Raw genomic sequence first — 25,298 nt, forward strand, 5'->3', positions numbered from 1 at the left:
CGCAGCCGCACGCCGGGATGGCGTCTCGCGTGAGCCGCGGTGCGGGCGAGACGCCATCCCGTCGTGCGGCTGTGCGCTGACCGGGCACGCGCTCGCGCGAGACGCCATCCGCGGGAGCGCCTGCCCGCCATTGCTTGGCCAACGACTGCGCGCGCCACCCCGGGATCGGGGCGGCGTGCGCAGTCGTCGGCCGCGCCGGTCGGGTGGCGACGGGTCAGGCGTCGTGGATGATCACGCCGCGCATGATCTTGCCGTCCTGCAGATCCCGGTAGCCCTCGTTGACCTGCTCGAGCGAGTAGGTGGTGGTGATGAGCTCGTCCAGCTTGAGCTTGCCCTCGTCGTACAGGCGCAGCAGCTTGACGATGTCGTACTGCGGGTTGGCCGAACCGAACAGGGTGCCCGTGATGGTCTTGCCGAACAGCGCCATCACGGTGCCGCTGACCTGGACGGTCTTGTCGGTCATGTTGCCCAGGCCGGTGATCACCACGGTGCCACCCTTGCCGATCACGTCGAAGGCGCTCGAGACGACCTGCTCGTCGACGGTGCCCACCAGGATGAGCGCCTGGTCCGCCATCTGGCCCCAGGTGAGCTTCTCCACCTCGGCGTGGGCCTCGGCGGCGTCGGCGAACGCGTGGGTGGCGCCGAACTTGAGGGCCTCGTCGCGCTTGAACTGGACGGGGTCCACCACCACGACGTGGCGGGCCCCCGAGTGGACGGCGCCCTGGACGGCGTTGATGCCGAGCCCGCCGATGCCGTAGATCACCACGGTGTCGCCCTGGCGCACGTTGCCCGCATAGGTGGCGGTGCCCCAGCCGGAGGGCACGCCGCAGCCCACCAGGACGGCCTTGTCGAGCGGCAGCCAGTCGTCGACCTTGACCACCGAGTGCTGGGAGATCACCGAGCGCTCGGAGAAGGTGCCGAGCATGCACATGGCACCGAACTCCTTGCCGCCCGAGCGGAAGCGGAAGGTGCCGTCGGGCATGTGCCCCTCGAGGATCGTGGCACCCATGTCACAGAGGTTCTGTCGCCCGGTCGAGCAGTACCGGCAGGTGCCGCAGTTGGGGATGAAGGAGCACACCACGTGGTCGCCCGGCTTGACCTTGGTGACGCCCACGCCCACGGCCTCGATGACGCCGGCGCCCTCGTGCCCGCCGACGATCGGGAAGCGCGGCGGGAGCGAGCCGTCGGACAGGTGCAGGTCGGAGTGGCACAGGCCTGCGGCCGTGTACTTGATCAGGACCTCGCCGGGGCCGGGATCGTCCAGGTCGAGCTCGATGATCTCGAACGGCTGGTGGAGGTCGAACAGTACTGCTGCCTTGGTCTTCACGGCGGTGTTCCTTTCGGGGGAGCGGGTGATCGGAAGTGGAGAGGGGGTGTGGACGGGGCGGGTGGGCAAGGGGTGTGGGACGTCAGGAGAGGTCGCAGAGAAGGGGAGTCGCCGGCGTCCCCGGACGAGTCACGGGGACGCCGGGTCCCGGTCCCGGGGGTCGGAGGGAGTCCGACCCGGACCAGGTCAGAGCTGGATGTTGACCGACCTGGTCTGCGTGTAGAGGTCCAGTGCACCCTGGCCCAGCTCGCGGCCCCAGCCGGACTGCTTGAACCCGCCGAACGGCATGGCGGTGTCGAAGCCGTTGTACTGGTTGACCCAGACCGAGCCCGCGTGGAGGCGGCTGGCGACCTTGTGGGCCTTGGAGATGTCCTTCGTCCACACCCCGGCGGCCAGGCCGTAGATCGAGTCGTTGGCCTGCCGGACCGCGTCGTCGACGTCGGTGAACCGCAGGGCCGAGACGACGGGGCCGAAGATCTCGTCCGTCACCACCCGGTGGTCGGGCTCGACGTCCACGAACACGGTCGGCTGGACGAAGTAGCCGGTGTCGCCGTGTCGGCCGCCGCCGGTGAGGGCCCGCCCGCCGTCCTCGATGCCGGCGCGGAGGTAGTAGGAGACCTTGTCGAACTGGTCCTGGTCGACCAGCGGGCCGAGCTCGGTGGCGGGGTCCAGGCCGTGTCCGATGGTGGCCTGGGCGGCGGCGTCGGCGACGGCCTGCGTGAACTTCTCGTAGATGGAGTCCTCGACGTACAGGCGGGTGCCGGCGGTGCAGGCCTGGCCGTGGTTGAACATCCACGCGGCCACGGATCCGGCGACGGCGGCGTCGAAGTCGCAGTCGGCAAAGACGATGTTGGCGCTCTTGCCGCCCAGCTCGAGGGAGACCTTCTTGAGGTTGCCCTTGGCGGCGTCGACGATCAGCTTGCCCACCTCGGTGGAGCCGGTGAAGGCCACCTTGTCCACGTCGTCGTGGGCGGAGATCGCGGCGCCGGCGTCGCCGAAGCCGGTGACGATGTTGACCACGCCGTCGGGCACGCCGGCCTCGGCGATGACCTCGCCCAGCAGCAGCGCGGTCAGCGGAGTCTGCTCGGCCGGCTTGAGGACCAGGGTGTTGCCGGTGGCCAGGGCGGGGGCGAGCTTCCACGCCGCCATGAGCAGCGGGAAGTTCCAGGGGATGATCTGGCCGCACACGCCCACGGGGACGCGCTGGGTGTAGGCGTGGAACTGCTTGTCGCCGGCGAACGGCATCGACACGTTGACCGTGGAGCCCTCGATCTTGGTGGACCAGCCGGCGTAGTAGCGGAACACGTCGGCCGCCCACGCCACGTCCACGGCGGTGGCGATCGCGACGGACTTGCCGTTGTCCAGGGCCTCGATCTGCCCGAAGAGCTCGGCCTTGGCGTCCAGCAGGTCGCCGATGCGCCACAGGATCTGCTCGCGCTGGTTGGGCTTCATGGTCGCCCACGCGCCGTCGTCGAAGGCGCGGCGCGCGGCGGCGACGGCCCGGTCGACGTCCTCGGGTCCGCCGTGCGCGACCTGGGTGATCTCGGCGCCGGTGGCGGGGTCGTAGGTGCCGAAGGTGCGGCCGTCCGCCGCGTCGACCCACTGCCCGTCGATGAAGAGCTGGTGCGGGCGGCCGAGGAAGTCGCGGGCCTCGGCGCCGAGTCGCTCGTCGCCCTGGGTGGTGGCGCCGGTGTCCCGGGAGAGTGTGCCGGTCATTGTGTCCTCCAAGAATCCCGACCGGCTCAGGTGTGAGGCCGGTCACAACCCATCATGGGGTCGTGGACGGGACCCGGAGTGTTCAGTTTCTGGACACCTTCTAGGACAGGCCGAATTCCCGCATCCGGGCGTAGAGGGTCGTCCGGCTGATGCCCAGCCGCTTGGCGGCGCGGGACCGGACGCCGTCGCAGTCCGCCAACGCGGCCACGATCGCGTCGTACTCGCCCCGTGCCAGCTCGCCGGCGCGCGGAGGCCGGACGGCACGGGCCCGGGAGGGCAGTGAGTCCACGTCGAGGACTCCCGACCCTCTCCTGGCGGTGTGGGTGAGGCAGTCGCCCAGGACGGACCGCAGTGACACCAGCCCGTTGGGCAGGTCCAGTGCGCAGACGGCGTCCACGAACCGGACCGTCACGGTCGGCGCCCCGACACCGCGCCCGGCGGCCAGCTCCGCGACCATCCGGCGCACGATCTCGCCACTCTCGGAACCGCGCTCGTGCAGCGGGCGCAGGACCGTCCGGGCGCCGCACGCGTCGAGCACCTCCGTCACCGCCGCGCGGGGGTCCTCGCGACTGGTGACGACGACGAGGGCCGCCCCCGCGGACCCCAGGCGGGCCGCCAGGCGGCGCAGGTCGGCGTCGTCGAGGAGGTCGATGTCGTCCAGGACCAGCGCATCGCCCCGGGCGCCGAGTCCGCGCAGGGCGGGCACCGCCAGGTCGCGCCAGGCCGCGTCCGCGCTGTCGGCCTCCGCGAGCCGGACGTGCGCGGCGTCCGGGCCGGCGAGCGCCGTCGCCGTCGTCGACCGTCCCGACCCGGACGGACCCACCACGGCGTGGGACCGGGCGGTGGCGCCCTCGGCACCGACACCGACGCCGGCACCGACACCGACGCCGGCACCGCCACCGACACCGACACCGACGCCGGCCCCCGGACCCGACGTGTCCGCCGGACCCGTGGACCCGGGCGGGGACGTCGTGCCCGGCGTGGAGGTGGAACCCGGGGCGGACGTCATGGCCCGCGTCGAGGTCGAGCCCGGGGTGGAGCCGGGGCCCGGGGAGGAGGTGCTCCGCAGCGTGGGCGCGGGGTGCTGGTCGGGGAACGTCAGGTCGAGCAGGTGGCCGCGGCGGCCGACCCGGCTGGACAGGACCCCGACCGTCCCCACCGAGAGTTCCACGACGTCGCCCACCTCGTCCTGCTCCACCAGCCGCCGGAGTCTTGCGATGTCCCGGGAGGCCAGACGTTCCAGGCTCGAGTGCGAGGCCAGCACCACCTCGTCGCCGAACGCGCAGGTGGCGGCGTCGGAGGATCGGGTGCGTTCGACGAAGCGGTGCCAGAGTTCGCGGTCGTCCGCGCGGGCGGTGTCGACGTAGCGGGCCTCGATGTCCGCGACGATCTTCCGCACGAACGGCGCGAACATGCGGGAGGCGTCGGCGCTCATCCCCGTCAGATCCACCGCCCCGACCAGGCGGCGGGTGAGCGGGTCGACGATCGGGTGCCCGTAACAGGCGAAGTCGCGCAGGACCTCCGCGAAGTGCTGCTCGCCGTGGATGAAGACCCCGGCGCGGGTCTCGAGCGCCGTGCCGATGCCGTTGTTGCCCACCGCGTCCTCGGTGAGGGTGGCACCGTCGTCGACTCCCCGCCGCAGGAGCATGCGGGAGATCCGGGCGTTGTCGCGCACCGAGCGGATGACCCGGCCCTCGCGGTCCGCGAGCAGGAGCATGGCTCCGGTGTCCTTGAGGACCTCGTCGAGGTCGTCCATCACCGGTCGGGCGGCCTCGGCGAGACGGTGGGACCGGGAGGCGTGCGGATCGGGGGCACCGGGGCGCGCGCTCTTCGGGGTCAGTCCGCACGAGGCGGACCGGCGCCAGGACAGGTCCACCGGGTCCTCGCCGGGCGCGACGGGGGAGTGGACTGTCTGGGTCACGGGGCACCTCCGGCCGGATGAGGGGTGTGACTCACACCATACGCAAGCGGGCGGCGGGGTGATCCCAGGGCTCGGGCGATCGGGATCCCGGGGCTCGGGCGGCGGCTCAGTGGCTCCGGGCCGCGTGGGCCGGGTGCACCAGATGCGCGGGGAGCCCGGGCGCGCGGGCGGGACGCGGATGGGCGGCGAGGCGGGAGGAGACCTCGCCCGCGCACCCGGTCACGGCGTCGACCGCGCGCGCGACGGCCCGGCCGGTCATGCGCCGCCCCGGGGTCACGGCCACCGAGCCGACGGCCCGGCCGTCGGCCCGCAGCACGGGGGCCGCCACCGAGGTCACCGCGAGGTCGGCGGCGGAGGAGAGTTCGGCGTCGGTCACGTCGATCTCGGACAGCTCCACGAAGAGCTCGGAGACGCGGTCGCGCACCAGGGCTCCCACGCCCGAGGACTCCAGTGAGTCGGCCATCCGCAGCAGCTCGCGGCGCGCGGGGGTGAGGCGCTCGATGGACCAGCCCCGCCGGGCGATCTGCGGCATCACCAGCTCCAGCCGCTCCCTCGCGGCCCCGGTCAGTCCGCCGGAGTCGGACAGCCACCGCCGCTGGTCGACCAGCGGCAGCCGGGCGACGAGTTCGCGGGCGAAGGGCGCGCGCACCGGGACGACGTGCCCGACGGCGATGTCCGGTCGCGAGGCGGTGCGCATGCCCGCCCCGACCGCGTCCACGACCTCGCTCATGCCGTCGCGGGTCTCGAAGACCACGGCGGCGATGCCGGTGGCGTCGACGAGTCGCTCCAGCGGCTGCCTGGCGGCCCGGGCCAGGTCGACCTCGGCGGACAGCGACGCGGCGACCGAGCGCATCCGGGGCCCGGCGCGCCACCCGCCCTCGAGCTTCTCGGCCCACTGCTCGGCCTGCATCTCGGCGAGCACGGCGTGCAGGGTCGAGCGACTGGCCCCGGTGGCCCGGGCGATCTCGGCGAGGGGCAACGGCGGGCCCTCAATCGACAGCGCCTCGATCACGGAGAGCACACGGTGGGTGGGTTCGTGTCGCATATCCGACAGCCTATGTCGACATGCGGACAATCTGCCCGGGATTGCCGTCTCCGAGATGTAAATCGGGCCGCTCGGGGAGCACGATGGTCTCCGAGCCGGACCGCAGACAGACCTGTCTGCGGTCTGCTGTCCGGTCACGCCGGACGAGCCCACGACATTGGAGGTCGCATGACAGCGAGGACGGCGGTGACGCTCTCGCACCTCGACGCACTCGAGGCCGAGTCCGTCCACATCTTCCGCGAGGTAGCCGCGCAGTTCGAACGCCCGGGGATGCTGTTCTCCGGCGGCAAGGACTCCGTGGTGATGTTCCACCTGGCGCGCAAGGCGTTCTGGCCCGCGCCCATGCCGTTCCCGCTCATGCACGTCGACACCGGTCACAACTTCGACGAGGTCATCGAGTACCGGGACCGGGTGGTCGAGGAGACCGGGGTCCAGCTGCTCGTGTCGTACGTCCAGGACGACATCGACGCCGGCCGCGTGGTCGAGGAGACGGGCGTCGGCACCAGCCGTAACCGACTCCAGACCGCCGCCCTGCTGCGCGGCATCCAGGAGAACCGCTTCGACGCCGTGTTCGGCGGCGCCCGCCGCGACGAGGAGAAGGCCCGCGCCAAGGAGCGCGTCTTCTCCTTCCGTGACGCGTTCGGCGCCTGGGACCCGCGCGCACAGCGCCCCGAGCTGTGGAAGCTGTACAACGGCAACCACCGCAAGGGCGAGCACATCCGGGTGTTCCCGCTGTCCAACTGGACCGAGCTGGACATCTGGCAGTACATCGAGCGGGAGGACATCGACCTGCCGCCGATCTACTACGCGCACCAGCGCGAGGTGATCGAGCGCGACGGGATGCTCCTGGCCAAGACGCGGTTCCTCGAGACCCTCCCGGGCGAGGAGGCGCGCACCGAGCTCGTCCGTTTCCGCACCGTCGGCGACGCCACCTGCACCGGGTGTGTGGAGTCCGACGCCGCCGACAACGCCGCCGTCGTGGCCGAGGTCGCGGGGACCCGCGTCACCGAGCGCGGCGCCACCCGTGCCGACGACCGGATCTCCGAGGCCGGCATGGAAGACCGCAAGAAGGAAGGCTACTTCTGATGAGCTCCGCCACCACGGCATCGTCCGCGACCAGCGGGCCGACGCTCGCCACCGCCTCGACTCTCACCCCGGAGCAGTTGAGCACCATGTCCGAGCACGCCCAGCTGCTGCGCATCGCCACCGCGGGGTCGGTCGACGACGGCAAGTCGACCCTCATCGGGCGCCTGCTCTACGACTCCAAGGGGATATTCGAGGACCAGCTCGCCTCGATCGAGGCCACCTCGGCCAAGCGCGGTGACGAGTACACCGACCTCGCGCTGCTCACCGACGGGCTGCGCTCCGAGCGCGAGCAGGGCATCACGATCGACGTGGCCTACCGCTACTTCTCGAGCCCGCGCCGCAAGTTCATCATCGCCGACACCCCGGGCCACGTGCAGTACACGCGCAACATGGTCACGGGCGCCTCGACGGCCGACGTGGCGATCATCCTGGTCGACGCCCGCAAGGGGGTGCTGGAGCAGACGCGCCGGCACGCGTTCCTCTCCGCGCTGCTGGGCATCCCGCGCCTGGTCGTGGCCGTCAACAAGATGGACCTGGTCGACTACGACGAGGCCACCTACGAGGCCATCCGCTCCGAGTTCACCGACTTCGCCGCCAAGCTCGAGGTCCACGACGTGACGTTCGTGCCGCTGTCCGCGCTCAAGGGCGACAACGTGGTCGACCGCAATGATTCGATGCCCTGGTACACGGGGCCGGCCCTGCTCGACCATCTCGAGAACGTGCACATCGCCTCGGACCGCAACCTGACCGACGTCCGGTTCCCGGTGCAGTACGTGATCCGCCCCCAGCGCGCCGACGGCCTGGACCACCGGTCCTTCGCCGGCACGGTCGCCGGGGGCATCATGAAGGTCGATGACGAGGTTGTGGTCATGCCGTCCGGTCGGCAGTCCACCATCAAGGCCATCTGGGGCCCGGGCGGCGCGGAACTGGACGAGGCGGCGGCACCGGCCGCGGTGACCATCGCACTCAACGACGAGATCGACATCGTCCGCGGTGAGATGATCGCCCGACCCGGCAACCGCCCGCACCAGGGCACGGAGCTGGAGGCCATGGTCTGCTGGTTCGCCGACGACTCCACGCTCACGCCCAACAAGCGGTACGTCGTCAAGCACACCACCCGCGACACCAAGGCGATCGTCACGGGCCTGGAGTACCGGCTCGACATCAACACCCTGCACCGCGACCCCGACTCCACCGAGCTGGGGCTCAACGAGATCGGCCGCATCGGCCTGCGCACGCAGACCCCGCTGATGTACGACCCGTACCGCCGTAACCGCGACACCGGCGCGTTCATCCTCGTGGACGAGCTCACCGGCAACACCGTGGGCGCGGGCATGATCATCGGCCCCGCCACCACCGGTTCCAACGTGGTGTGGCACGCCGGCGCCGTCCAGCGCGGAGACCGCGGGCAGGGTCGCACGCTCTGGCTCACGGGACTGTCGGGCTCGGGCAAGTCCACGGTCGCCTCCGAGGTGGAGCGGCTGCTCATCGAGTCCGGGCACCCCGCCTACATCCTCGACGGCGACAATCTGCGGCACGGCCTCAACGCCGACCTCGGGTTCTCGGCCTCCGACCGGGCGGAGAACATCCGCCGCACCGCGGAGGTGGCGGCGCTGTTCGCCGACGCCGGCGTCGTCGTCATCTGTTCCCTCATCTCCCCGATGCGCGCCGACCGCGACAAGGCGCGCAGCGTCCACGCCGCGGCCGACCTGCCCTTCACCGAGGTGTTCGTGGACACCCCGTTGGCCGAGTGCGAAGCACGTGACCCCAAGGGGCTCTACGCCAAGGCGCGGGCGGGAGAGATCCCCGAGTTCACCGGCGTGTCCGCGCCCTACGAGCCGCCGCTGACCCCCGACCTGCACATCCGGCCGGAGGACGGCACCGCGGAAGAGGTGGCTCAGCGGATCGTCAGCTCGATCCTCGGGGTCTGACCCGGTGCCGGAGGCGCTCTGGACCTACGACTCGCTGGGTCTGCTGGTCGTCAGCGCGGTGATCGGCGTGGTCATAGGTCTGACGGGGATGGGCGGCGGGGCGTTGATGACGCCCGCGCTCATCCTCGTGGGGATCCCGCCCACCGCCGCCGTGGCCAACGATCTGGTGGTCAACGCGGTGAACAAGGTCATCGGGGCCGGCGTGCACTGGAAGCACGGCAAACCCAACCTGAAGATCGCGTTCTGGCTGATCCTGGGTTCGGTCCCGACGGCCTATCTGGGGGCCTGGCTGGTGCACGCGGTGGGAGCCGACGACGTCCAGGGGCTGCTGAAGAAGGCGATCGGCGGCACGCTCATCGTGGCGTCCTCCGCCTATTTCCTGCGCGCGTTCTTCGAGATGGCCGGCAAGATCCGTACGGGCAGCGACCCGAACCCGCCCGTCAAGCCGCTGATCACCCTGCTGGTCGGAGTCATCGGCGGGCTGATGGTGGGCATCACCTCGGTGGGTTCCGGCACGGTCATCATGATGTGCATCATGCTGCTGTACCCGACCCTGGCCGCGCTGCGGCTGGTGGGCACCGACCTCGTGCAGGCGGTCCCGCTGGTGATCGCGGCGGCGATCGGCCACGTGATGGTGACCGGCGTCGACTGGAACCTTCTGGTGCCCCTGCTGATCGGCGGGGCGATCGGGACGTACGTCGGGTCGAAGTTCGCCGGACGGGTGCCGCAGGGACTGATCCGGCGGGGCATCACCATCGTGTTGGCGGTCACCGCCTCGGCGATGCTCGGGGCCTCGCCTGCACTGATCGGCGCCATCGCGCTGGTGCTGGTGACGGTCGGGCCGCTGGTGTGGCGGGCGCTGGTGCGCAGGTATTCGGTGCACCTCGACGAGCCGATCAGGCGGGCCCGGACCCGCGTCTGACCGGTCCCGCCCCTCACCTCGTCCGGCCGCGCGTACGGGCCACCAGTCCGGTCAGGTGGTCGTGACGAGTACCGGATCGGGCGTCCGCTCACGGCGGACGGCGCGGACGGCGTGGACCACCAGTGCGATCCATGCCAGGAACAGCGTCCCCAACACCGGCGCGATCACCAGTGCGGGGGCGCCGGTGGAACTCAGCAGGGTGAACGTGTTGGTGATGATGATGAGTCCGCCGGCGGCCGTACCCAGGACCCGCGGCGACAGGTGGCGCACCATCCAGGCGGCGAACGGCGCGGCGATCACGCCGCCGACCAGCAGCGCGGCCGCGAACGCCCAGTTGATGCCCGCGGCTCCGAGGCCGAAGAGGAAGCCGATGGAGGCGCTCACCGCCACCACGAACTCCGAGGCGCTGATCGAGCCGACCACCTTGCGCGGCTCCACTCGGCCCGACGAGAGCAGGGTGGTCGTTCCGACCGGGCCCCATCCGCCGCCGCCGAACGCGTCGAGGGTTCCGCCGACGAAGCCGAGGGGCACCAGGAGGCGCGCCGAGATGCGGCCGGAGAACTGGGGCCGCCTGCCGCCGAGCCGCAGGAAGCGGTAGAGGACGTAGAAGCCCAGGGCGAGCAGGAGCGCGGCGACGATGGGCTTGGCGACCGCGCTGGACAGCGAGGTGAGCGCCGTCGCGCCGATGAAGGCGCCCACCGCGCCCGGGCCGGCGAGGATCGCGACGATCCGCCAGTCCACGTTCCCGAATTTGTGGTGGGAGACCCCCGAGGCGAGTGTGGTGCCGATCTGGGCGAAGTGCACGGCCGCAGACGCGGCGGCGGGGGCGATCCCGGCGGCCACGAGGATGGTCGTCGAGGTGACGCCGTATCCCATGCCGAGCGAGCCGTCGACCAGCTGGGCCAGGAGTCCGGCGAAGCCGAGGACGATCAGGGTGGGCACGGGGGGATCCTCCGACGTCGGTCGATGACACTGTCACTCCCGGTGGCCGCCTGTCGGGCGGAGGGAGAGACCCTCCGGCCATTAAGGCATTAAACCGAGCTGTTCAGTAGACATTAACACCCGCCTGCGGGTGGGGGCCACCAGTGCGGGCAGCCGACCCGCGGGTCCGGGTGACGAGCGGGGGCCCGTACCCGGTGGGGTCTGGTGGGTCAGCGTGTTCGCGGCCCGGCGGTCAGCGGGGCTCCCAGGCGTCGTCGTCGAGGGTGAGTGCGTGGACATCGGGGGGCAGCCGGCCCTCGGCGAGGTCGGACAGGGAGACCGCGTCCATGACCCGCCGCAGGGAGGCCCTCGAGGCGATCCACACGTGCTGGAGGATCGAGGCGCGCTCGTTGTAGTCGACCGCCTCCGGGCGCACGTCGTAGACGCTGACGAGGGGACCGTCGACCGCGCGCAGGACATCCGCCACGGTGACGGCCCCCGCGTCCTGGGCGAGCGTCCATCCGCCGGTCTTGCCCCGTCGACTGGCCACGATGCCGGCCCGGCGCAGGTCCGACAGGATGGACTGCAGGAACCCGTGCGGTATGTCCTGCAGCCGCCCCAGTTCCTCGGCGCTGATCGGGTTCTCGCGGGGACCGTCGCCACCGTGATCCCGCTGCGCGTTCGCGAGTTCGACGAGCGCCCGCAGCGCGTAGTCCGATTTCGCGGTGACCCTCATGGGGACAGTCTCCCAGAGCGCCTCGCGCGCCGGGCGGGGGAGTGGCGAGGGGCGCCGGGCGGGCCCCCTATCCCCGCGCGGGCACGGGGTCGTGGGCCACGGCGGGCCCGGCCGGGGGATCGCGGGTCTCGTCGTCGTCACGGAGCGCCTTCTCCGCGCGCACGGCCCAGGCGATGAGGGCGATCCACACGGCGACCAGGGTCAGCAGGAGCGGCGTGGTGGTGGAGGACGGGACCTCGGCCCACACCAGAAGGGTGCGCGAGTTGGTCACCACGATCAGGCCTCCGGCCGCGGTGCCGAGCACGCGCGCGGGCAGGTGCTTGACCAGCCAGGCCGCCAGTGGTGCCACGATCACGCCGCCGACCAGCAGTGCCGCGGCGTAGCCCCAGTCGATGCCGGCCGCGCCCAGGCCGATGAGGAAGCCGAGGGAGCCACCCACGGCCACCACGAACTCGGAGGTGTCGATGGAGCCGACCACCTTGCGCGGCTCGACCCGGCCCGAGGACAGCAGCGAGGTGGTGCCGACCGGGCCCCACCCGCCGCCGCCGAGCGAGTCGAGGGTGCCGCCCACCAGTCCGAGGGGGACCAGGAACCCCGTCCGCACGCGGCCCTTGAACTCCGGACGACGCCCACCCAGTGCGAGGAAGCGGTACAGCACGTACAGGCCCAGCGTCAGGAGGATCGCCCCGACCACCGGCTTGGCCACGTCCGCCGGGAGGTTGGTGAGGATGGTGGCGCCGGCGAACGCCCCGATGGCGCCGGGGACCGCGAGGATGCGCACGATGCGCCAGTCCACGTTGCCCAGCTTGTGGTGGGAGATGCCTGAGGCCAGGGTGGTGCCGATCTCCGCGAAGTGCACGGACGCCGAGGCCGCGGCGGGCGCGATCCCGGCCGCGACCAGCAGCGTCGTGGACGTCACGCCGTAGGCCATCCCCAGGGAGCCGTCGATGAGCTGGGCGATGGCGCCGACGACGCCCAGGACGATCAGTGTCTTCACGAGTGCTCCGATTATCTTGTGTGTAGATTAAGTAGACCAACAAAGTAGACATTAAGTGAGCGTCAAGTCCAGACCGATCTGTCTACGCGGTGCTGACGTGATGAAGATGTCGTGTCAAGATGAGAATTTTGTGACACAATTGCGGAATTCGCACCGGCTCCGGGTCGGTGCTCTGCGCTGGGGGGCGGGATGGACGGGGTCGGCGAACGGTCGTGTTATGTCCAGGAGGCCGCCGACGGCGCGACCTGGGGGTGTCAGCGATGCGGGGCCACCAGCGGGGTGCCGCCCTCGCGAGGGGCGGCACGGGTCGCGGCCGACGCGCACCGCTGCCCGGATGAGCCGGCCCGCGTGGTCCGGGGCTACGGGACCGGCCGGCGCAGAGGCCTGCGCCTGCGTCGGCGATAGGCGTCTGCTGCTCGCCCTCGCGTCGGGCCTCCTAGGGTGGAGGGCATGACAGCCCCCACACGCTCCACGGATCAACAGCTCGCCGTCGACCTGGCCGCCGACGCCGGGCGACTGCTGGTGCAGCTGCGGTCCTCGGGCCCCACCAGGCGCGCGCTGGGCGACCTCGGCGACCGCCGCGCCAACGCCCTGCTCCTGGAACGGCTCGCCGCCGAGCGACCGGGGGACGCGGTGTTGTCGGAGGAGTCCAGCGACGACCTCGCCCGCGTCGACGCCGACCGGGTGTGGATCATCGACCCCGTCGACGGCACGCGGGAGTACGGACTCGGCGATCGGCCCGACTGGGCCGTCCACGTCGCGCTGTGGGAGCGGTCCGGGGATCCGGCGCGGGCGCGGCTCACGGCCGCCGCGGTCTCGCTGCCGGCGCTCGGGGTGGTGTTGGGGACCGGCGACGACGAGGTCTACGCGGCACCCGTGGGCAACGGCGGCGTGGACGGGGGAGGCCTCCTCCCGCCCCGCTCGGGCCCGCGACCGAGGATCGTGCTCTCGGCCTCCCGCCCGCCGGCGTTCGCCGAGGCGGTGGCCGAGTCCGTCGGCGGGGACCTGGTGCCACTCGGTTCGGCCGGGGCCAAGGCCGCGGCCGTGGTGCGCGGGGAGGCGGACGCCTACATCCACGCCGGTGGCCAGTACCAGTGGGACTCGGCCGCACCGGCCGGGGTGGCCCTGGCCAGGGGGTTCGTCGCGGTGCGCGTGGACGGTTCCCCGTTGGAGTACAACGTGGCCGAGACCTACCTGCCGGATCTTGTGGTGTGCCGCGCGGACCTGGCCGAGGCGATCCTGGAGGCCATCGCCTCGGCCTGAGGGGTCGGGCCCGGGGTGGCCGGTCAGGCCCCGGTGTCGGGGGCGCCGCTGCCCCCGGCGTGGGTCACCTGCTCGTGACCAGGGCTCCGGCAATGGCGGCCATGAACGCGTCCTTGGCCAGGCTCATGCCCTCCTGGGAGGGGCGGATGCCGTCGGACTCGGTCATCGAGGGGTTGCGGAAGTACATCGCCAGCAGGCCGGCGGAGAAGGTGCCGAGCGCGGCGCCCGCGAGGCGGGGCGAGACCACAGGCGTGAGCAATGCCGCGCCGATCCCGATCTCGGAGTAGGCGACGAACTTGCCGAACGTGTCCGGCTCCAGCTTGGTGACCTGCGGGACGCCGGTGGCGGCGAATCCCTGTAGGCCCTGGGCCGCCTCGGTGGGCAGGTTGCGCTTGGACAGTCCCGAGTTGAGGACGAACGCGCCGGTGACTCCGCGGAGGATGGCGTTGGACAGGCTCATGGGTGCTCCTGTGGGGGTCGGGGTCGCGAGTGCTGCGACACAGGTGAAGTGACTCTTTGGTGATGTGACACCCAGGAGGGTAACGCACATGATGCCTGATTCCGCCCCGGGGAGATCGACCCCACAGGATGCGCGAGCGGGCCTCCGGTGGGACAGTCATTTCCATGAGCCCGAACAGCAGCCGCGACATCACCGACAAGCCCGACCCGGACGCCGACCCGGATTCGGGGAAGCCCGACTCGCCGACCTCACTGAAGGCCGGGACCTGGAAGATCGGCCTCACGCGTGCCGCCGCCGAGTTCTCCAAGGACAAATGCACGGACCTGGCCGCCGCGCTGACGTACTTCGCGGTGCTCTCGATCTTCCCGGCGCTGCTGGCGGTGGTGTCCCTGCTCGGCGTGTTCGGTCAGGGCCAGGAGACCGTCAACGCCGTGATGGAGCTGTTCGAGGGTGCTGCCCCGGAGGAGACACTCGCGGCTCTGCGGGGGCCCATCGACTCGTTGGTCAACACCCCGGCCGCCGGACTCGCCCTCATCACAGGTCTGCTGGGCGCGCTGTGGACGGCGTCCGGCTACGTGGGCGCCTTCGGGCGGGCCATGAACCGCATCTACGAGGTCGAGGAGGGGCGCCCCTTCTGGAAGCTCAAGCCCGCCATGATCGTGCTGACCGCGGTCCTTCTGCTCCTGGTCTGCCTGGCCGGGCTCATGCTGGTCGTCAGCGGCCCGATCGCCGCCTGGGTGGGTGACCTCGTGGGCCTCGGCGAGACCGCCGTGACCGTGTGGGGCATCGCCAAGTGGCCGGTGCTGGTCCTCGTCGTCATCGTGATCCTGGCCGTGCTCTACGGGTTCTCGCCCAACATCAAGCAACCCAGGTTCCGGTGGATCTCCATGGGTGCGATCGTGGCGCTGCTGGTCTGGGCGGTCGCCACGGCCGCGTTCGTGTTCTACGTGTCGAACTTCGGCAGTTACAACGCCACCTACGGTTCGCTGGCCGGCGTCATCATGTTCCTGCTCTGGCTGTGGATCACCAACAACGCGTTGCTGTTCGGGGCCGAGGTCGACGCCGAGATGGAGCGGGCCCGCGAACTCCAGGCCGGGATGCACGCCGAGGAGACCATCCAGCTCCCGCCCCGTGACACCACCGCCAGCGACAAGGCCGAGGAGAAGCGGCAGAAGACCATCGACGACGCCGCCGACGTCCGCCGCGAGGCCCAGGCGGAGCAGGCCCGCAACCCCGACTGACAGCCGGGGCATTCGTCCCCGGATGCCGGCGGGATCAGGTCCCGGGATCAGAAACGGGGTCAGGTCCCGGGGTCTGTTTCCGGGGAGGCGACGTCGCGGTGGTAGACCACGCGCAGTGCGAGCTCCTGGTATCGGTGCACGATCTCCTCGACCAGGAGGTCGCCGCCCGGCTCGTACCAGTGGGCGATCGCGTTACACATGCCCAGGATCGACCGGTACGAGTCCTCCGGGAACGGTGTGCGGAATTCTCCGCTGGCGACGCCGTCCGCGAGCGCCTGTCGCAGCGGCTCGCTGGACTGCCGTTGCCGCTCGCGGTACGCGGAGAGGGATGCTGGTTCAAGGTTCCGGGTTTCAGTCTGGACCAGCTGGGACTGCTCCTGCTCGAGGGTGCGGAACCGGACCAGTGAGGCGACGTACCCCAGCAGTCGACCGGTGGGGGTCGGATCCTTCGCCTGGAACTCGTCGACCACCCGCTGCTCAAATGAGTCCATCCCGACATTGAGCATCGCCGCGAGCAGTTCCTGCTTGCTGGCGTAGTGGTAATACATCGCCGACAGGCTCACCCCGGTCTTCTGGGCGATCGAGCGGATGGACGCTCCGCCGTAACCGTGTTCCACGAACTCGCGGCGTGCGACAGCCAACAGGTCACTCTGCACCGTGCCGCTGGTCATCTTCGGTCTCCTCAGTTGCCCGTCCACCGGGGTCGGCGCTTCTCCTTGAATGCCAACGCTCCCTCGCGGGCGTCGTCGGAGGACCTCACCGGTAGGAATATCCCCCTCATCTTTCCGAATTCCTCCTCGGAGGTCCATTCGCGGGACCCGGTCATGATCTCCTTGGACGCCCGCACGGCGAGTGGGGCGTTGGCGGCGATCGCGGAGGCGAGCTCCACTGCCGCGTCGCGGGCGCCGCCTGCGGGGACTAGGCGATTGATCAGCCCGGCCGCGCGGGCGGTCCCGGCGTCGACGGGCTCGCCGGTCAACGCCATCTCCATGGCCAGTTGATACGGCACCCGCCGCGGCAGACGCATGAGTCCGCCGGCCCCCGCGAGCAGACCCCGTTTGACCTCGGGAAGTCCGAATCGCGCGGTCTCGGACGCGACCACGAGGTCGCAGGCCAGGACGATCTCGAACCCACCCCCGAGCGCCGGACCCTCGACCGCGGCGATGAGTGGCTTAGCCGGAGGTTGCTCCACGAACCCGGCGAAACCGCGGCCCGGTAGCGACACGTCCTCGCCGGCGAGGAACGCCTTGAGATCCATCCCGGCGCAGAACACCGGCCCGGCACCGGTGATGACGCCCGCGGAGAGGTCGTCCCGCCGGTCCAGCTCCTCCATCGCCGCGGCGACCGCCTCCGACGTCGCCCGGTTGATGGCGTTGCGGGCGTGCTGGCGGTCGAGCGTCACCACCATCACGCCGTTGATCTCCTCCACGTGCACACGGTCGGCCGTCTCGATGTTCACTTGGGCGCCATCCGGATCGCGCCGTCGATGCGGATGGTCTCGCCGTTGATCATGGCGTTGTCCACCACGTGCAGCGCGAGCTTGGCGTACTCGTCAGGCCGACCGAGCCGCGAGGGATGCGGGATCTGTGCGGCCAGGCCCTCGACCAGCTCGGCCGGATGGCGATCGAAGATCGGCGTCTCGAAGATGCCGGGGGCGATCGTGTTGACGCGGATCTGGCGGCGGGCCAGGTCCCGCGCGGCGACGATCGTCATCCCGACGATGCCGGCCTTGGACGCGGAGTAGGGCATCTGGCCGATCTGTCCCTCCCACGCGGCCACGGAGGCGGTCATGACGACCACGCCGCGCTCACCGTCGACGGGATCGTTCTCGGCCATCTCGGCCGCGGCGATCCGCAGGACGTTGAACGAACCCAGGAGGTTCACCCGCACGACCAGCTCGAAGTCCTCCAGCGAGCCCGGCTCGCCCTCGCGGTCCACCACCCGGACGGTCCGGCCGATGCCCGCACAGTGCACGACCGCGCGCAGGGGAGCGCGGTCCGCCGCAGCCCGGACAGCCGCGGTGATCTCCTCGGGATCGGCGACGTCGGCGGGGGCGAAGGTGACGAGGTCACCGAACTCCTCGGCAACCTGCTGCCCGTTCGAGGACGGCAGGTCCACCAGGACGGTGGGGACACCGGCGTCGACGAACCGGGCCACGGTCGCCCGACCCAGTCCGGAGGCGCCGCCGGTCACCAGTGCGCTGGCGTTTGTCAGATCCATGGATTGTGCCTTTCTGGAGGGGGATCTCTCGGACGAGAGAGGGGGTCAGAGGGCCTCTACTACGGTCGCGTTGGCCATCCCGCCGGCTTCGCACATCGTCTGGAGTCCGAAGCGGCCGCCGGTGCGGCGCAGGTGGTGGATCATCGTGGTCATGATGCGCACACCCGATGCGCCGAGCGGGTGGCCCAGAGCCACCGCGCCGCCGACGGGGTTGAGCTTGTCGTCGTCGGCGCCTATCTCGTCCCGCCAGGCCAGCGGCACGGACGCGAAGGCCTCGTTGACCTCGTAAGTGTCGAGGTCCGCGATGGTCATCCCGGCGCGGTCGAGGACCTTGCGGGTGGCGGGGATCGGGCCGGTGAGCATGAGGACCGGGTCGTCGGCGACGACGGCGGAGGCCACGATCCGCGCGATCGGCGTCAGGCCCAGTGAGCGCGCGACGTCCTCGTTCATGATGAGCATCGCCGCGGCGCCGTCGGTGATCTGCGAGGAGTTGCCGGCGGTGACCTTCCAGTCGATCTCTGGCCGCTCGGCCCGTGCGGCCTCGGTGTCGAACGCCGTACGCAGGTCGGCCAGCCTCTCGGCGGTGGTGCCCGGTCGGATCGACTCGTCGCGGTCCACGAGTCCCGCCGGGGTGGTCACGGGCACGATCTCTTCGTCGAACCATCCACTCGACCGTGCGGCGTCCGCGCGGTCGTGGGAGCGCGCCGAGTACTCGTCCAGCTGCTCACGGGACAGGTCCCACTTGCCGGCCACGAGTTCGGCGGCCACGCCCTGGTTGGTCAGGTTCGGGTAGCGGGCGTGGACGAGCGGTCCGTGGGGATCCTGGTCGAGCCGGTTGACGCCCATCGGGATGCGGCTCATGGACTCGAGGCCGGCGGCGATCACCACGTCGTAGGCACCGGCGACCACACCTTGGACGGCGAAGTCGACGGCCTGCTGGCTCGAGCCACACTTGCGTTCGACGGTGACGCCGGGCACGTGCTGGGGGAACCCCGCGGCGAGGGCGGCCTGGCGGCCGACTGTGCCGGATTGTTCGCCGACCTGGCTGACCACGCCGACGATGACGTCGTCGACCAGGGCGGTGTCGAGGCCGGTCCGGTCGACGAGTCCGGAGAGTAGCTGGGCGAGGAGGTCGACGGGGTGCAGGTCGGCGAGGGCACCGCCCGGCTTGCCTTTCCCCATGGGGGAGCGGACGGCGTCGATGATGACTGCGTTGTGCACGGATTCTCCGATTCGGGTGAGATGCGGGGCGGGTGGCGCGGTGGCGTCTGCTCTGGTGGGTCAGACCGAGGTGTCGAGTCGGCCCTTGACCAGCTTCCCCGTCTGAGTGCGGGGGATGACCTCGGTGAACGCCACGGTGCGGGGGCACTTGTAGCGTGCGATCCGGTCGAGGCAGTGCTGTTTGATCCGCTCGGCGGTCGCTTCGGACGGCTCGACGCCCGGGACGAGTTGGACCACCGCCTTAACGGACTGTCCCATCACCTCGTCCGGGACGCCGATCACCGCGACGTCGATGACGTCCGGGTGTACGGCGATGCAGTTCTCGATCTCCTGCGGGTAGATGTTGACCCCGCCCGAGATGATGGTGAACTTGGCCCGGTCGGTCAGGTACAGGTAGCCGTCCTCGTCGAGGTGACCGATGTCGCCGAGCGTGGTCCAGTTCTGGTGGTCGGGGTGCCTGGTCTCCGCGGTCTTCCCGGGATCGTTGTGGTACTCGAACGAGTAGTCGTCGCGCTCGAAGTAGATCCACCCGTCCTCACCGGCGGGCAGTTCCGCGCCCAACTCGTCGCAGATGTGGACGATGCCCGAGGAGCCCTGTCCGACACGTCCGACGCTGCCGGGTTTGCGCAGCCATTCGTCCGGGGAGATCGTGGTGGCGCCGTTGGACTCCGTGGACGAGTAGTACTCGTAGACCACCGGCCCCCACCAGTCGAGCATGGCCTTCTTGATCTCCACCGGGCACGGGGCGGCGGCGTGGATCGCGACCCGCATCGACGACACGTCGTAGGACTCGCGCACCGCCTGCGGCAGGCGGAGCATCCGGATGAAGTGGGTCGGGACCCACTGGCTGTGCGTGACCCCGTACTTCTCGATCCCGGCCAGGCAGTGTTCCGGGTCGAAGCGGTCCATGAGGATCACCGTGCCGCCGTGGGCCTGCGTTCCCGTGGCGTACCGCAGTGGAGCGGCGTGGTAGATCGGGGCCGGGGACATGTAGACGGTGTCGTCGTCGAACCCGTAGTTGCGCTTCATGCGCGCCACGAGTGACGGGCCCGGCTCGTCGCCCACCTGGGCACCGTCGAGCGCGGGTTTGATGCCCTTGGGGCGGCCGGTGGTGCCCGAGGAGTAGAGCATGTCCGCCCCGCGCGGCTGGTCCGCCGGCGGGGTGGTGGACATCTCCGCCATGGTGGTCGTGTAGTCGAGGTGGCCGGGGACCTCGCCGGCGAACGCGAGCCGGTGCTCGACGTGCGGCGTCTGGTCGACGATCGACTCACCGAGTTCGGCGAGGGCGCCCGAGACGAGAAGCACCCGGGCGCCGCTGTCCGCGACGATGTAGGCGACCTCGTCGGTGGCCAGGTGGGTGTTGACCATCGTGAAGTACAGGCCGCAGCGCATCGCGCCCCAGTACAGCTCGAATACCGTGGCGTCGTTGACAGAGAGCGCCGCGATGTGGTCGCCCGGCAGCAGCCCCCGGGCCAGGAGCCAGTTGGCGAACCGTACCGAACGGGCCTCGAGCTCGGAGTAGGTGACCACGCGGCCGGTGGCGTCCTCGATGACGGCCGGCTTGTCCGGGTGGGTGATGGCGAATCTTCCTGGATACACGTGAGAGTCCCCCTGACCGTCAGAGCCCGAGGCTCTTGGCGATGATCGTCTTCATGACCTCACTGGTGCCGCCGTAGATCCGGGAGACGCGGGTGTCCGTGTAGAGGCGGGCGATGGGGTATTCGGTGATGTAGCCGTACCCGCCGTGCAGCTGCAGGCACCGGTCGATCACGCGGGCGGCCATCTCGGTGGCGTGGAGCTTGGCCTTGGCGGCGTCCGCGACGGTGAGCTCGCCCCGGTCGAGCAGTTCCAGGCAGTGGTCCACGTACACGCGGGCCACCTCGACCTCTGTCGCGCACTCGGCCAGCACGAACTTGGTGTTCTGGAAGGAGGAGACGGGCTTGCCGAAGACGACTCGCTCACGCGTGTAGTCGGTGGCCAGTCGCAGCGCCGCCTCGGATTGGGCGACCGCGTTGAGCGCGATGCTCAGGCGTTCCTGCGGGAGGTTGTGGGTGAGGTAGGAGAACGCCGCGTCCTTCTCCCCGAGCAGGTTCTCCACGGGCACCTTGACGTCGTTGTACGACAGCTCGGCGGTGTCCTGCTGGCGCAGGCCGATCTTGTCGAGCTTGCGGCCCACGGAGAATCCCTCGGCGTCGGTGGGGACGCAGAGGATCGACAGGCCGTGACGGCGGTTGTCAGGGTCGAACGGTGAGGTGCGGCAGACCGTGAGGATCATGTCGGCGGTGACGCCGCCGGTGATGAACGTCTTGGAGCCGTTGACCACGTAGTGGGTGCCGTCGGTGCTGAGCTTGGCGGTCGTGGCGATGTTCGCCAGATCCGACCCGGTGCCGGGCTCGGTCATCGCGATGGCGGTCATCAACTCGCCGGAGGCGAAGACCGGCAGCCAGCGCCGTTTCTGCTCCGGGGTCCCGTACTCGAGGAGGTACGGCAGGATGAGGCAGCAGTGCACCGTATAGGAGCCGAAGGACACGCCGGCGCGGGCGACCTCCTCGAAGATGATCGCGCTGTACTTGAAGCTAGTCTCGCCGCCGCCGCCGAACTCCTCGGGGACCTGGATGCCGAGGATGCCGAGCTCTCCGAGCTTGTGGAAGAACTCGCGCGGTGGGCGTCCGTGCTCGTCCCACTCCTCACGGTGCGGGGCCACCTCCTTGGTGATGAAGTCGCGCACCAACTGGCGGAACTCGTCGTGCTCTCGGGTGAAGATGGTCCGCTGCATGGTGACTCCTGGGGTTTGCCTCGGTTTTGTCTCGGGTTTGTCTGGTGGTGGCTGCGTGGCTGGTGTAACCGGGCCGTGGCGGGTGGCCCGTGATCCGCTGGCAGTGACCTGGTCACTCCGCGGCGGAGGTCTCGGGCAACCAGAGCGCGATCTCGGGGAAGAAGATCAGAGCGACGAGGATGACAGCGCTGGTGACGACGAACCAGGACACGCCCTTGAACACGTCGGACAGACGGACCGTCATCCCTTCGTTGACCTCGGGGTTCGACGCGATCCGGTGGACTATGTAGCTGAGCATGCCGATCGGCGGGGTGACCAGCGCCAGCTCGACCAGGATCACCATGAAGACGCCGAACCACAGCAGGCTGATGTCGAAGGTGGCCAGCACCGGCATGAGGATCGGCACCGTGAGCAGGATCATCGCGAGGCCGTCCATGAACATGCCCAGGATGAGGAACACGAAGATCAGCCCGAGGAGGAACAGCGTCCGGCTCAACCCGAGCGAGGTGATGGTCTCGGTGATCCAGTCGGCGACCCCGGACAGGGCCACCACGCGGGTGAGCACATGTACTCCCATGAGGAGCAGGAAGATCGAGGCGACACCGGCCGCGGTCTCGCGCAGGGACGTCAGCACGGTCCGGACCAGGTGGCCGACGGAGCGGTCGTCACCGAACAGCCAGCCCAGCAGGATCGCGGCGATCGCACCGAATGCGCCGGCCTCGGTGGGCGTGAAGATGCCGGTGTACATGCCGCCGATGATGAGGATGAGGATGAGGGTCACCGGGGTGACGTCCACGAGGGAACGCAGCCGCTGGCCCCAGGTGTAGTGGGTGGTCGACCGGGGCCCGAGGGTCGGGTCGATGCTGCACCTGACGACGATGACGACGCCGTACGCCAGGGCCGTGAGCAGTCCCGGGATGAGCGCGGCGAGCAGCTGCGGCCCGACCGGCGTCTCGGCCACACCGGCGTAGATCACCAGGACCACGCTGGGCGGGATGAGCATCCCGAGGGTTCCGGACATCGCGACGACGCCCGTGGCCAGCGACGGCTTGTACCCGGCGCGCAGCATCTCGGGGATGGTCGTGCGCCCCAGTGCGTAGGAGATGGCGATGGAGCTGCCGCTCGAGGCGGCCAGTCCGGCGCCCGCGAAGTTGGTCGAGACCGCCAGTCCGCCGGGCAACCGGCCGAGCCAGGCCTGGGCGGAGGTGAACAGCTTGCCCGTCAGATTGAACCGACCCATCGCCACGCCCATGAGGATGAACAGGGGGATGACGGACAGGCTCCAGCTGGCGGCGGAGGTGAAGGGGACGTCCTCGAACGTCACGGCCACGGCGCTGGTGCCCGCGAGCTTCCACAGGCCCACCGCGCCGGCACCCATGATCGCGATACCCACGTGGATACCGGAGACCATCGCGACGATCGACAGGAGGATGGTCAGGACGCCGACAGCGGTGTCGGGGAGGTCCGGAGTGAACAGGATGACCGCGGCGATGATCAGTGAGAAGCCGAAGTTGCCCCAGTAGGCCCGGATGAAGTTGCGGTTCGGCGTGGGGACTGCGAGATCGTCGGTGCGGGCCACGCCGGTGTGGTCGGTGACGAGGGTGGTGTCAGACATCGGACTTCCTCGGACGGTCGTTGATCAGCAGGCTGATGATCGACATCAGGAGCTGGAGGGCGAACAGGGCGAATCCGATGGCCAGGACGATCTTCACCGGCCAGATCGGGATGGTGATCGCCCCGAGTGCGACCTGTTGGACCACGACGGCGAAGACCGCCGCGGTGATCGAGTAGTAGGTCAGCGCCGAGACGAACAGGAACATCAGACCCGAGACGATCAGGTCGGACCACCAGCGGGAGACGGGGTCGAGGTACTGGGTGAGGATGGTGGCGTTGATGTGCTCGCCGATCTGCTCCGCGTACCCCATCGCGAGCATCACGATGAGGACCATCGACCAGTTCTGGGTGATCTCCAGCGTGCCGGAGAGGGGGGTTCCGGTCAGGTTCCGGGAGCTGACGTCGGCGGCGATGTGCAGGGCCATGACCAGGGTGACGATCCCCGCGATCACGGCGCATGCGTACAGCACCCGGGCGAGGGCCCGCTGCCCCGGAACGCGCCGCTCCGCGTCGGTGGTGGTGGTGTCCATCAGGTTCTCCAACTGCTCGAGGGGGTCAGGGCGCGGTGCGGTCGAAGATCTCGGACCGGACGGACTGCTCGAAGGGGGCCAGATCGATCTGGACCGACTCCGGGTCCTCCGGGATCTCGGCGAGGGCCGGGTCGTCGTACCCCATGTCCTCGAGCCGCGTCTTCCAATCGGCCATGATCTGGCGGTAGCGCTCGACGGTGCCCTCGGGATCCTCGAGGTCGTCGGGGGCGCGCTCCGGCAGGGTGCGCAGTGCCTCCTCCTGGTACGTCTCGAGGGTGGCCTTGAGCTCGGGGTCGACGTCGTAGAAGCTCACGCTCTTGTCCGCGCCCTCGGCGAGGAGCCGCTGGTGCAGGACGATCCCCTCCTCGCGGAGGTAGCCGTCGAACCACGTCTGTCGGGCGTCGTCGATGATCTGCCGGGCGTCCTCGGGGAGCTCGTCCCAGACGTCCTTGTTCATGATCACGTACTGCGTGTAGCTCGAGAAGGGGATGTCGACGTAGTGTTTGGCGACCTCCCACAGACCGAGGGCGATCATGATCTTGCCGTTGGCCAGGGAACAGTCGATCACCCCGCGTTGCAGGCCCTCGTAGATCTCGCCGGTCGGCAGGGTCACGGGGACCATCCCCAGGGCCTCGATCTCGCCGTAGTTGAATGCGCCGCCACTTCGCACCCGTTTGCCCCGGGCTTCCTCGAGGCTGTTGACCGGGTCCTTGCACACGAGGTGGTAGTTGGTCGAGGGGGTCCAGGTGAAAAGGAGCTTGATGTCCTGGTCCGAGAACTGCTCCTCGATCAGCGGGTCGGTGAGCGCGAACTCGCTGCCACCGGCGAAGGCCTGCATCATGCCGAGCGGGTACTCCGGCTCCACGACACTGGCCATCTGGCTGGTCCAGTCGGTCATGGGGAACTCGGACGGGTAATAGCTGGGGGTGAACATCCCCATGTCCACGATCCCGCCGCGGACCCCCTGCGCCATGTCGGCGCCCTTGACCAGGCTGCCGCCCCAGTACTCGTCGAAGGTGATCTTGCCGCCGGTCTCCTCCTCGACCTGCTCGGCGAAGGCGCGGAAGGGGCCGGCGGAGGAGACGGTCGTGTAGTCGCCGTACCGGAGTGTGATCGGCTCCATGGTCTCGACGCTGTCGCCGGTGATTCGGTGGCCGCCGGAGCAGCCCGTGGCGGCGAGCGCTCCGATCATCGTCAGGGCGAGCGCCGCGCGTCGGGCCACGCGGTTTCGGTTGCTGCGGGACATCGGGGATCCTTCTGGTTCCGGACCGGTCGCGTGAAGGTGCGTCCGGGGTCCTGATGGATGGCCTGAGGGGGTGTGCGGCAGACCGCTCGATCCGCGCGCTGGTGTAATCCAGATCACGTTTCGAA

22 protein-coding genes are annotated in these 25,298 nt (G+C 70.1%); 5 read left to right on the forward strand and 17 right to left on the reverse strand.

Annotated elements, in window-relative coordinates:
• Window positions 1-214: 214 nt before the first annotated feature.
• The 4 genes from ABD250_RS02815 to ABD250_RS02830 all read right to left on the reverse strand — a co-directional run bounded on the left by ABD250_RS02815 (window position 215) and on the right by ABD250_RS02830 (window position 6,009).
• Window positions 215-1,327, reverse strand: coding sequence for an NDMA-dependent alcohol dehydrogenase (locus ABD250_RS02815; protein WP_179523234.1), 1,113 nt, complete (start codon window positions 1,325-1,327; stop codon window positions 215-217).
• A gap of 186 nt (window positions 1,328-1,513) precedes the next feature.
• Window positions 1,514-3,043: an aldehyde dehydrogenase family protein gene (locus ABD250_RS02820; protein WP_182657951.1), complete on the reverse strand. Its 1,530-nt coding sequence runs from the start codon at window positions 3,041-3,043 to the stop codon at window positions 1,514-1,516.
• A gap of 100 nt (window positions 3,044-3,143) precedes the next feature.
• On the reverse strand, window positions 3,144-4,964 hold the full coding sequence (locus ABD250_RS02825) for a helix-turn-helix domain-containing protein (RefSeq protein ID WP_344390502.1): 1,821 nt from the start codon (window positions 4,962-4,964) through the stop codon (window positions 3,144-3,146).
• Between the two features lie 106 nt (window positions 4,965-5,070).
• Window positions 5,071-6,009, reverse strand: a complete 939-nt coding sequence (locus ABD250_RS02830) for a helix-turn-helix domain-containing protein (RefSeq protein ID WP_179523231.1) — start codon at window positions 6,007-6,009, stop codon at window positions 5,071-5,073.
• Between the two features lie 168 nt (window positions 6,010-6,177).
• Here ABD250_RS02830 and cysD point away from each other — a divergent pair, with 168 nt between their 5' ends.
• From cysD to ABD250_RS02845, 3 genes are all read left to right on the forward strand, one after another.
• A complete protein-coding gene (gene cysD / locus ABD250_RS02835) occupies window positions 6,178-7,095 on the forward strand; it encodes a sulfate adenylyltransferase subunit CysD (RefSeq protein WP_095718176.1) in 918 nt (305 codons plus the stop codon).
• 86 nt (window positions 7,096-7,181) lie between these two features.
• The gene (cysC, locus tag ABD250_RS02840; RefSeq protein WP_182658434.1) at window positions 7,182-9,026 is read left to right on the forward strand and encodes an adenylyl-sulfate kinase; all 1,845 of its coding nucleotides are present in this window, start codon (window positions 7,182-7,184) and stop codon (window positions 9,024-9,026) included.
• 4 nt (window positions 9,027-9,030) lie between these two features.
• Entirely contained in the window at window positions 9,031-9,948 is a 918-nt protein-coding gene (locus ABD250_RS02845; protein WP_182658431.1) for a TSUP family transporter, read from the forward strand.
• A 51-nt stretch (window positions 9,949-9,999) separates the two neighbouring features.
• On the opposite strand, the gene ABD250_RS02850 is transcribed toward ABD250_RS02845, so the two are convergent.
• From ABD250_RS02850 to ABD250_RS02860, 3 genes are all read right to left on the reverse strand, one after another.
• A complete protein-coding gene (locus ABD250_RS02850) occupies window positions 10,000-10,890 on the reverse strand; it encodes a TSUP family transporter (RefSeq protein WP_182658432.1) in 891 nt (296 codons plus the stop codon).
• Between the two features lie 232 nt (window positions 10,891-11,122).
• Window positions 11,123-11,605 (reverse strand): RrF2 family transcriptional regulator, encoded by a 483-nt coding sequence (locus ABD250_RS02855; RefSeq protein WP_182658433.1) that lies wholly within the window; start codon window positions 11,603-11,605, stop codon window positions 11,123-11,125.
• A gap of 67 nt (window positions 11,606-11,672) precedes the next feature.
• Complete coding sequence (locus tag ABD250_RS02860; RefSeq protein ID WP_259845193.1) at window positions 11,673-12,602, reverse strand: sulfite exporter TauE/SafE family protein; 930 nt, start codon at window positions 12,600-12,602, stop codon at window positions 11,673-11,675.
• A 450-nt stretch (window positions 12,603-13,052) separates the two neighbouring features.
• Here ABD250_RS02860 and ABD250_RS02865 point away from each other — a divergent pair, with 450 nt between their 5' ends.
• Complete coding sequence (locus tag ABD250_RS02865) at window positions 13,053-13,865, forward strand: 3'(2'),5'-bisphosphate nucleotidase CysQ (protein ID WP_344390510.1); 813 nt, start codon at window positions 13,053-13,055, stop codon at window positions 13,863-13,865.
• Window positions 13,866-13,929: 64 nt separating this feature from the next.
• Here the strand turns inward: ABD250_RS02865 and ABD250_RS02870 are convergent, their stop codons facing one another.
• Entirely contained in the window at window positions 13,930-14,325 is a 396-nt protein-coding gene (locus ABD250_RS02870) for a hypothetical protein (protein ID WP_179523225.1), read from the reverse strand.
• A 164-nt stretch (window positions 14,326-14,489) separates the two neighbouring features.
• Here ABD250_RS02870 and ABD250_RS02875 point away from each other — a divergent pair, with 164 nt between their 5' ends.
• The gene (locus ABD250_RS02875) at window positions 14,490-15,566 is read left to right on the forward strand and encodes a YihY/virulence factor BrkB family protein (protein ID WP_182657755.1); all 1,077 of its coding nucleotides are present in this window, start codon (window positions 14,490-14,492) and stop codon (window positions 15,564-15,566) included.
• Between the two features lie 59 nt (window positions 15,567-15,625).
• Here the strand turns inward: ABD250_RS02875 and ABD250_RS02880 are convergent, their stop codons facing one another.
• The 9 genes from ABD250_RS02880 to ABD250_RS02920 form a co-directional block, all read right to left on the reverse strand.
• On the reverse strand, window positions 15,626-16,237 hold the full coding sequence (locus ABD250_RS02880) for a TetR/AcrR family transcriptional regulator (RefSeq protein WP_179523223.1): 612 nt from the start codon (window positions 16,235-16,237) through the stop codon (window positions 15,626-15,628).
• Between the two features lie 11 nt (window positions 16,238-16,248).
• Complete coding sequence (locus ABD250_RS02885; protein ID WP_179525975.1) at window positions 16,249-17,019, reverse strand: crotonase/enoyl-CoA hydratase family protein; 771 nt, start codon at window positions 17,017-17,019, stop codon at window positions 16,249-16,251.
• Window positions 17,020-17,021: 2 nt separating this feature from the next.
• Window positions 17,022-17,786: an SDR family NAD(P)-dependent oxidoreductase gene (locus ABD250_RS02890; RefSeq protein ID WP_179523222.1), complete on the reverse strand. Its 765-nt coding sequence runs from the start codon at window positions 17,784-17,786 to the stop codon at window positions 17,022-17,024.
• A 45-nt stretch (window positions 17,787-17,831) separates the two neighbouring features.
• The gene (locus ABD250_RS02895) at window positions 17,832-19,007 is read right to left on the reverse strand and encodes an acetyl-CoA C-acyltransferase (RefSeq protein WP_182657756.1); all 1,176 of its coding nucleotides are present in this window, start codon (window positions 19,005-19,007) and stop codon (window positions 17,832-17,834) included.
• A gap of 60 nt (window positions 19,008-19,067) precedes the next feature.
• Window positions 19,068-20,606: an AMP-binding protein gene (locus ABD250_RS02900; protein ID WP_182657757.1), complete on the reverse strand. Its 1,539-nt coding sequence runs from the start codon at window positions 20,604-20,606 to the stop codon at window positions 19,068-19,070.
• Between the two features lie 19 nt (window positions 20,607-20,625).
• Complete coding sequence (locus ABD250_RS02905; protein WP_182657758.1) at window positions 20,626-21,783, reverse strand: acyl-CoA dehydrogenase family protein; 1,158 nt, start codon at window positions 21,781-21,783, stop codon at window positions 20,626-20,628.
• Between the two features lie 112 nt (window positions 21,784-21,895).
• Window positions 21,896-23,398, reverse strand: a complete 1,503-nt coding sequence (locus ABD250_RS02910) for a TRAP transporter large permease (RefSeq protein ID WP_182615456.1) — start codon at window positions 23,396-23,398, stop codon at window positions 21,896-21,898.
• Window positions 23,391-23,927, reverse strand: coding sequence for a TRAP transporter small permease subunit (locus ABD250_RS02915; protein ID WP_182657759.1), 537 nt, complete (start codon window positions 23,925-23,927; stop codon window positions 23,391-23,393). Before ABD250_RS02915 ends, ABD250_RS02910 begins: the two co-directional genes overlap by 8 nt.
• A 25-nt stretch (window positions 23,928-23,952) precedes the next feature.
• Window positions 23,953-25,173 (reverse strand): C4-dicarboxylate TRAP transporter substrate-binding protein, encoded by a 1,221-nt coding sequence (locus ABD250_RS02920; RefSeq protein ID WP_182615460.1) that lies wholly within the window; start codon window positions 25,171-25,173, stop codon window positions 23,953-23,955.
• Window positions 25,174-25,298 lie beyond the last annotated feature (125 nt).

Source organism: Dietzia cercidiphylli (assembly GCF_039531545.1).
GTDB lineage: Bacteria > Actinomycetota > Actinomycetes > Mycobacteriales > Mycobacteriaceae > Dietzia > Dietzia natronolimnaea.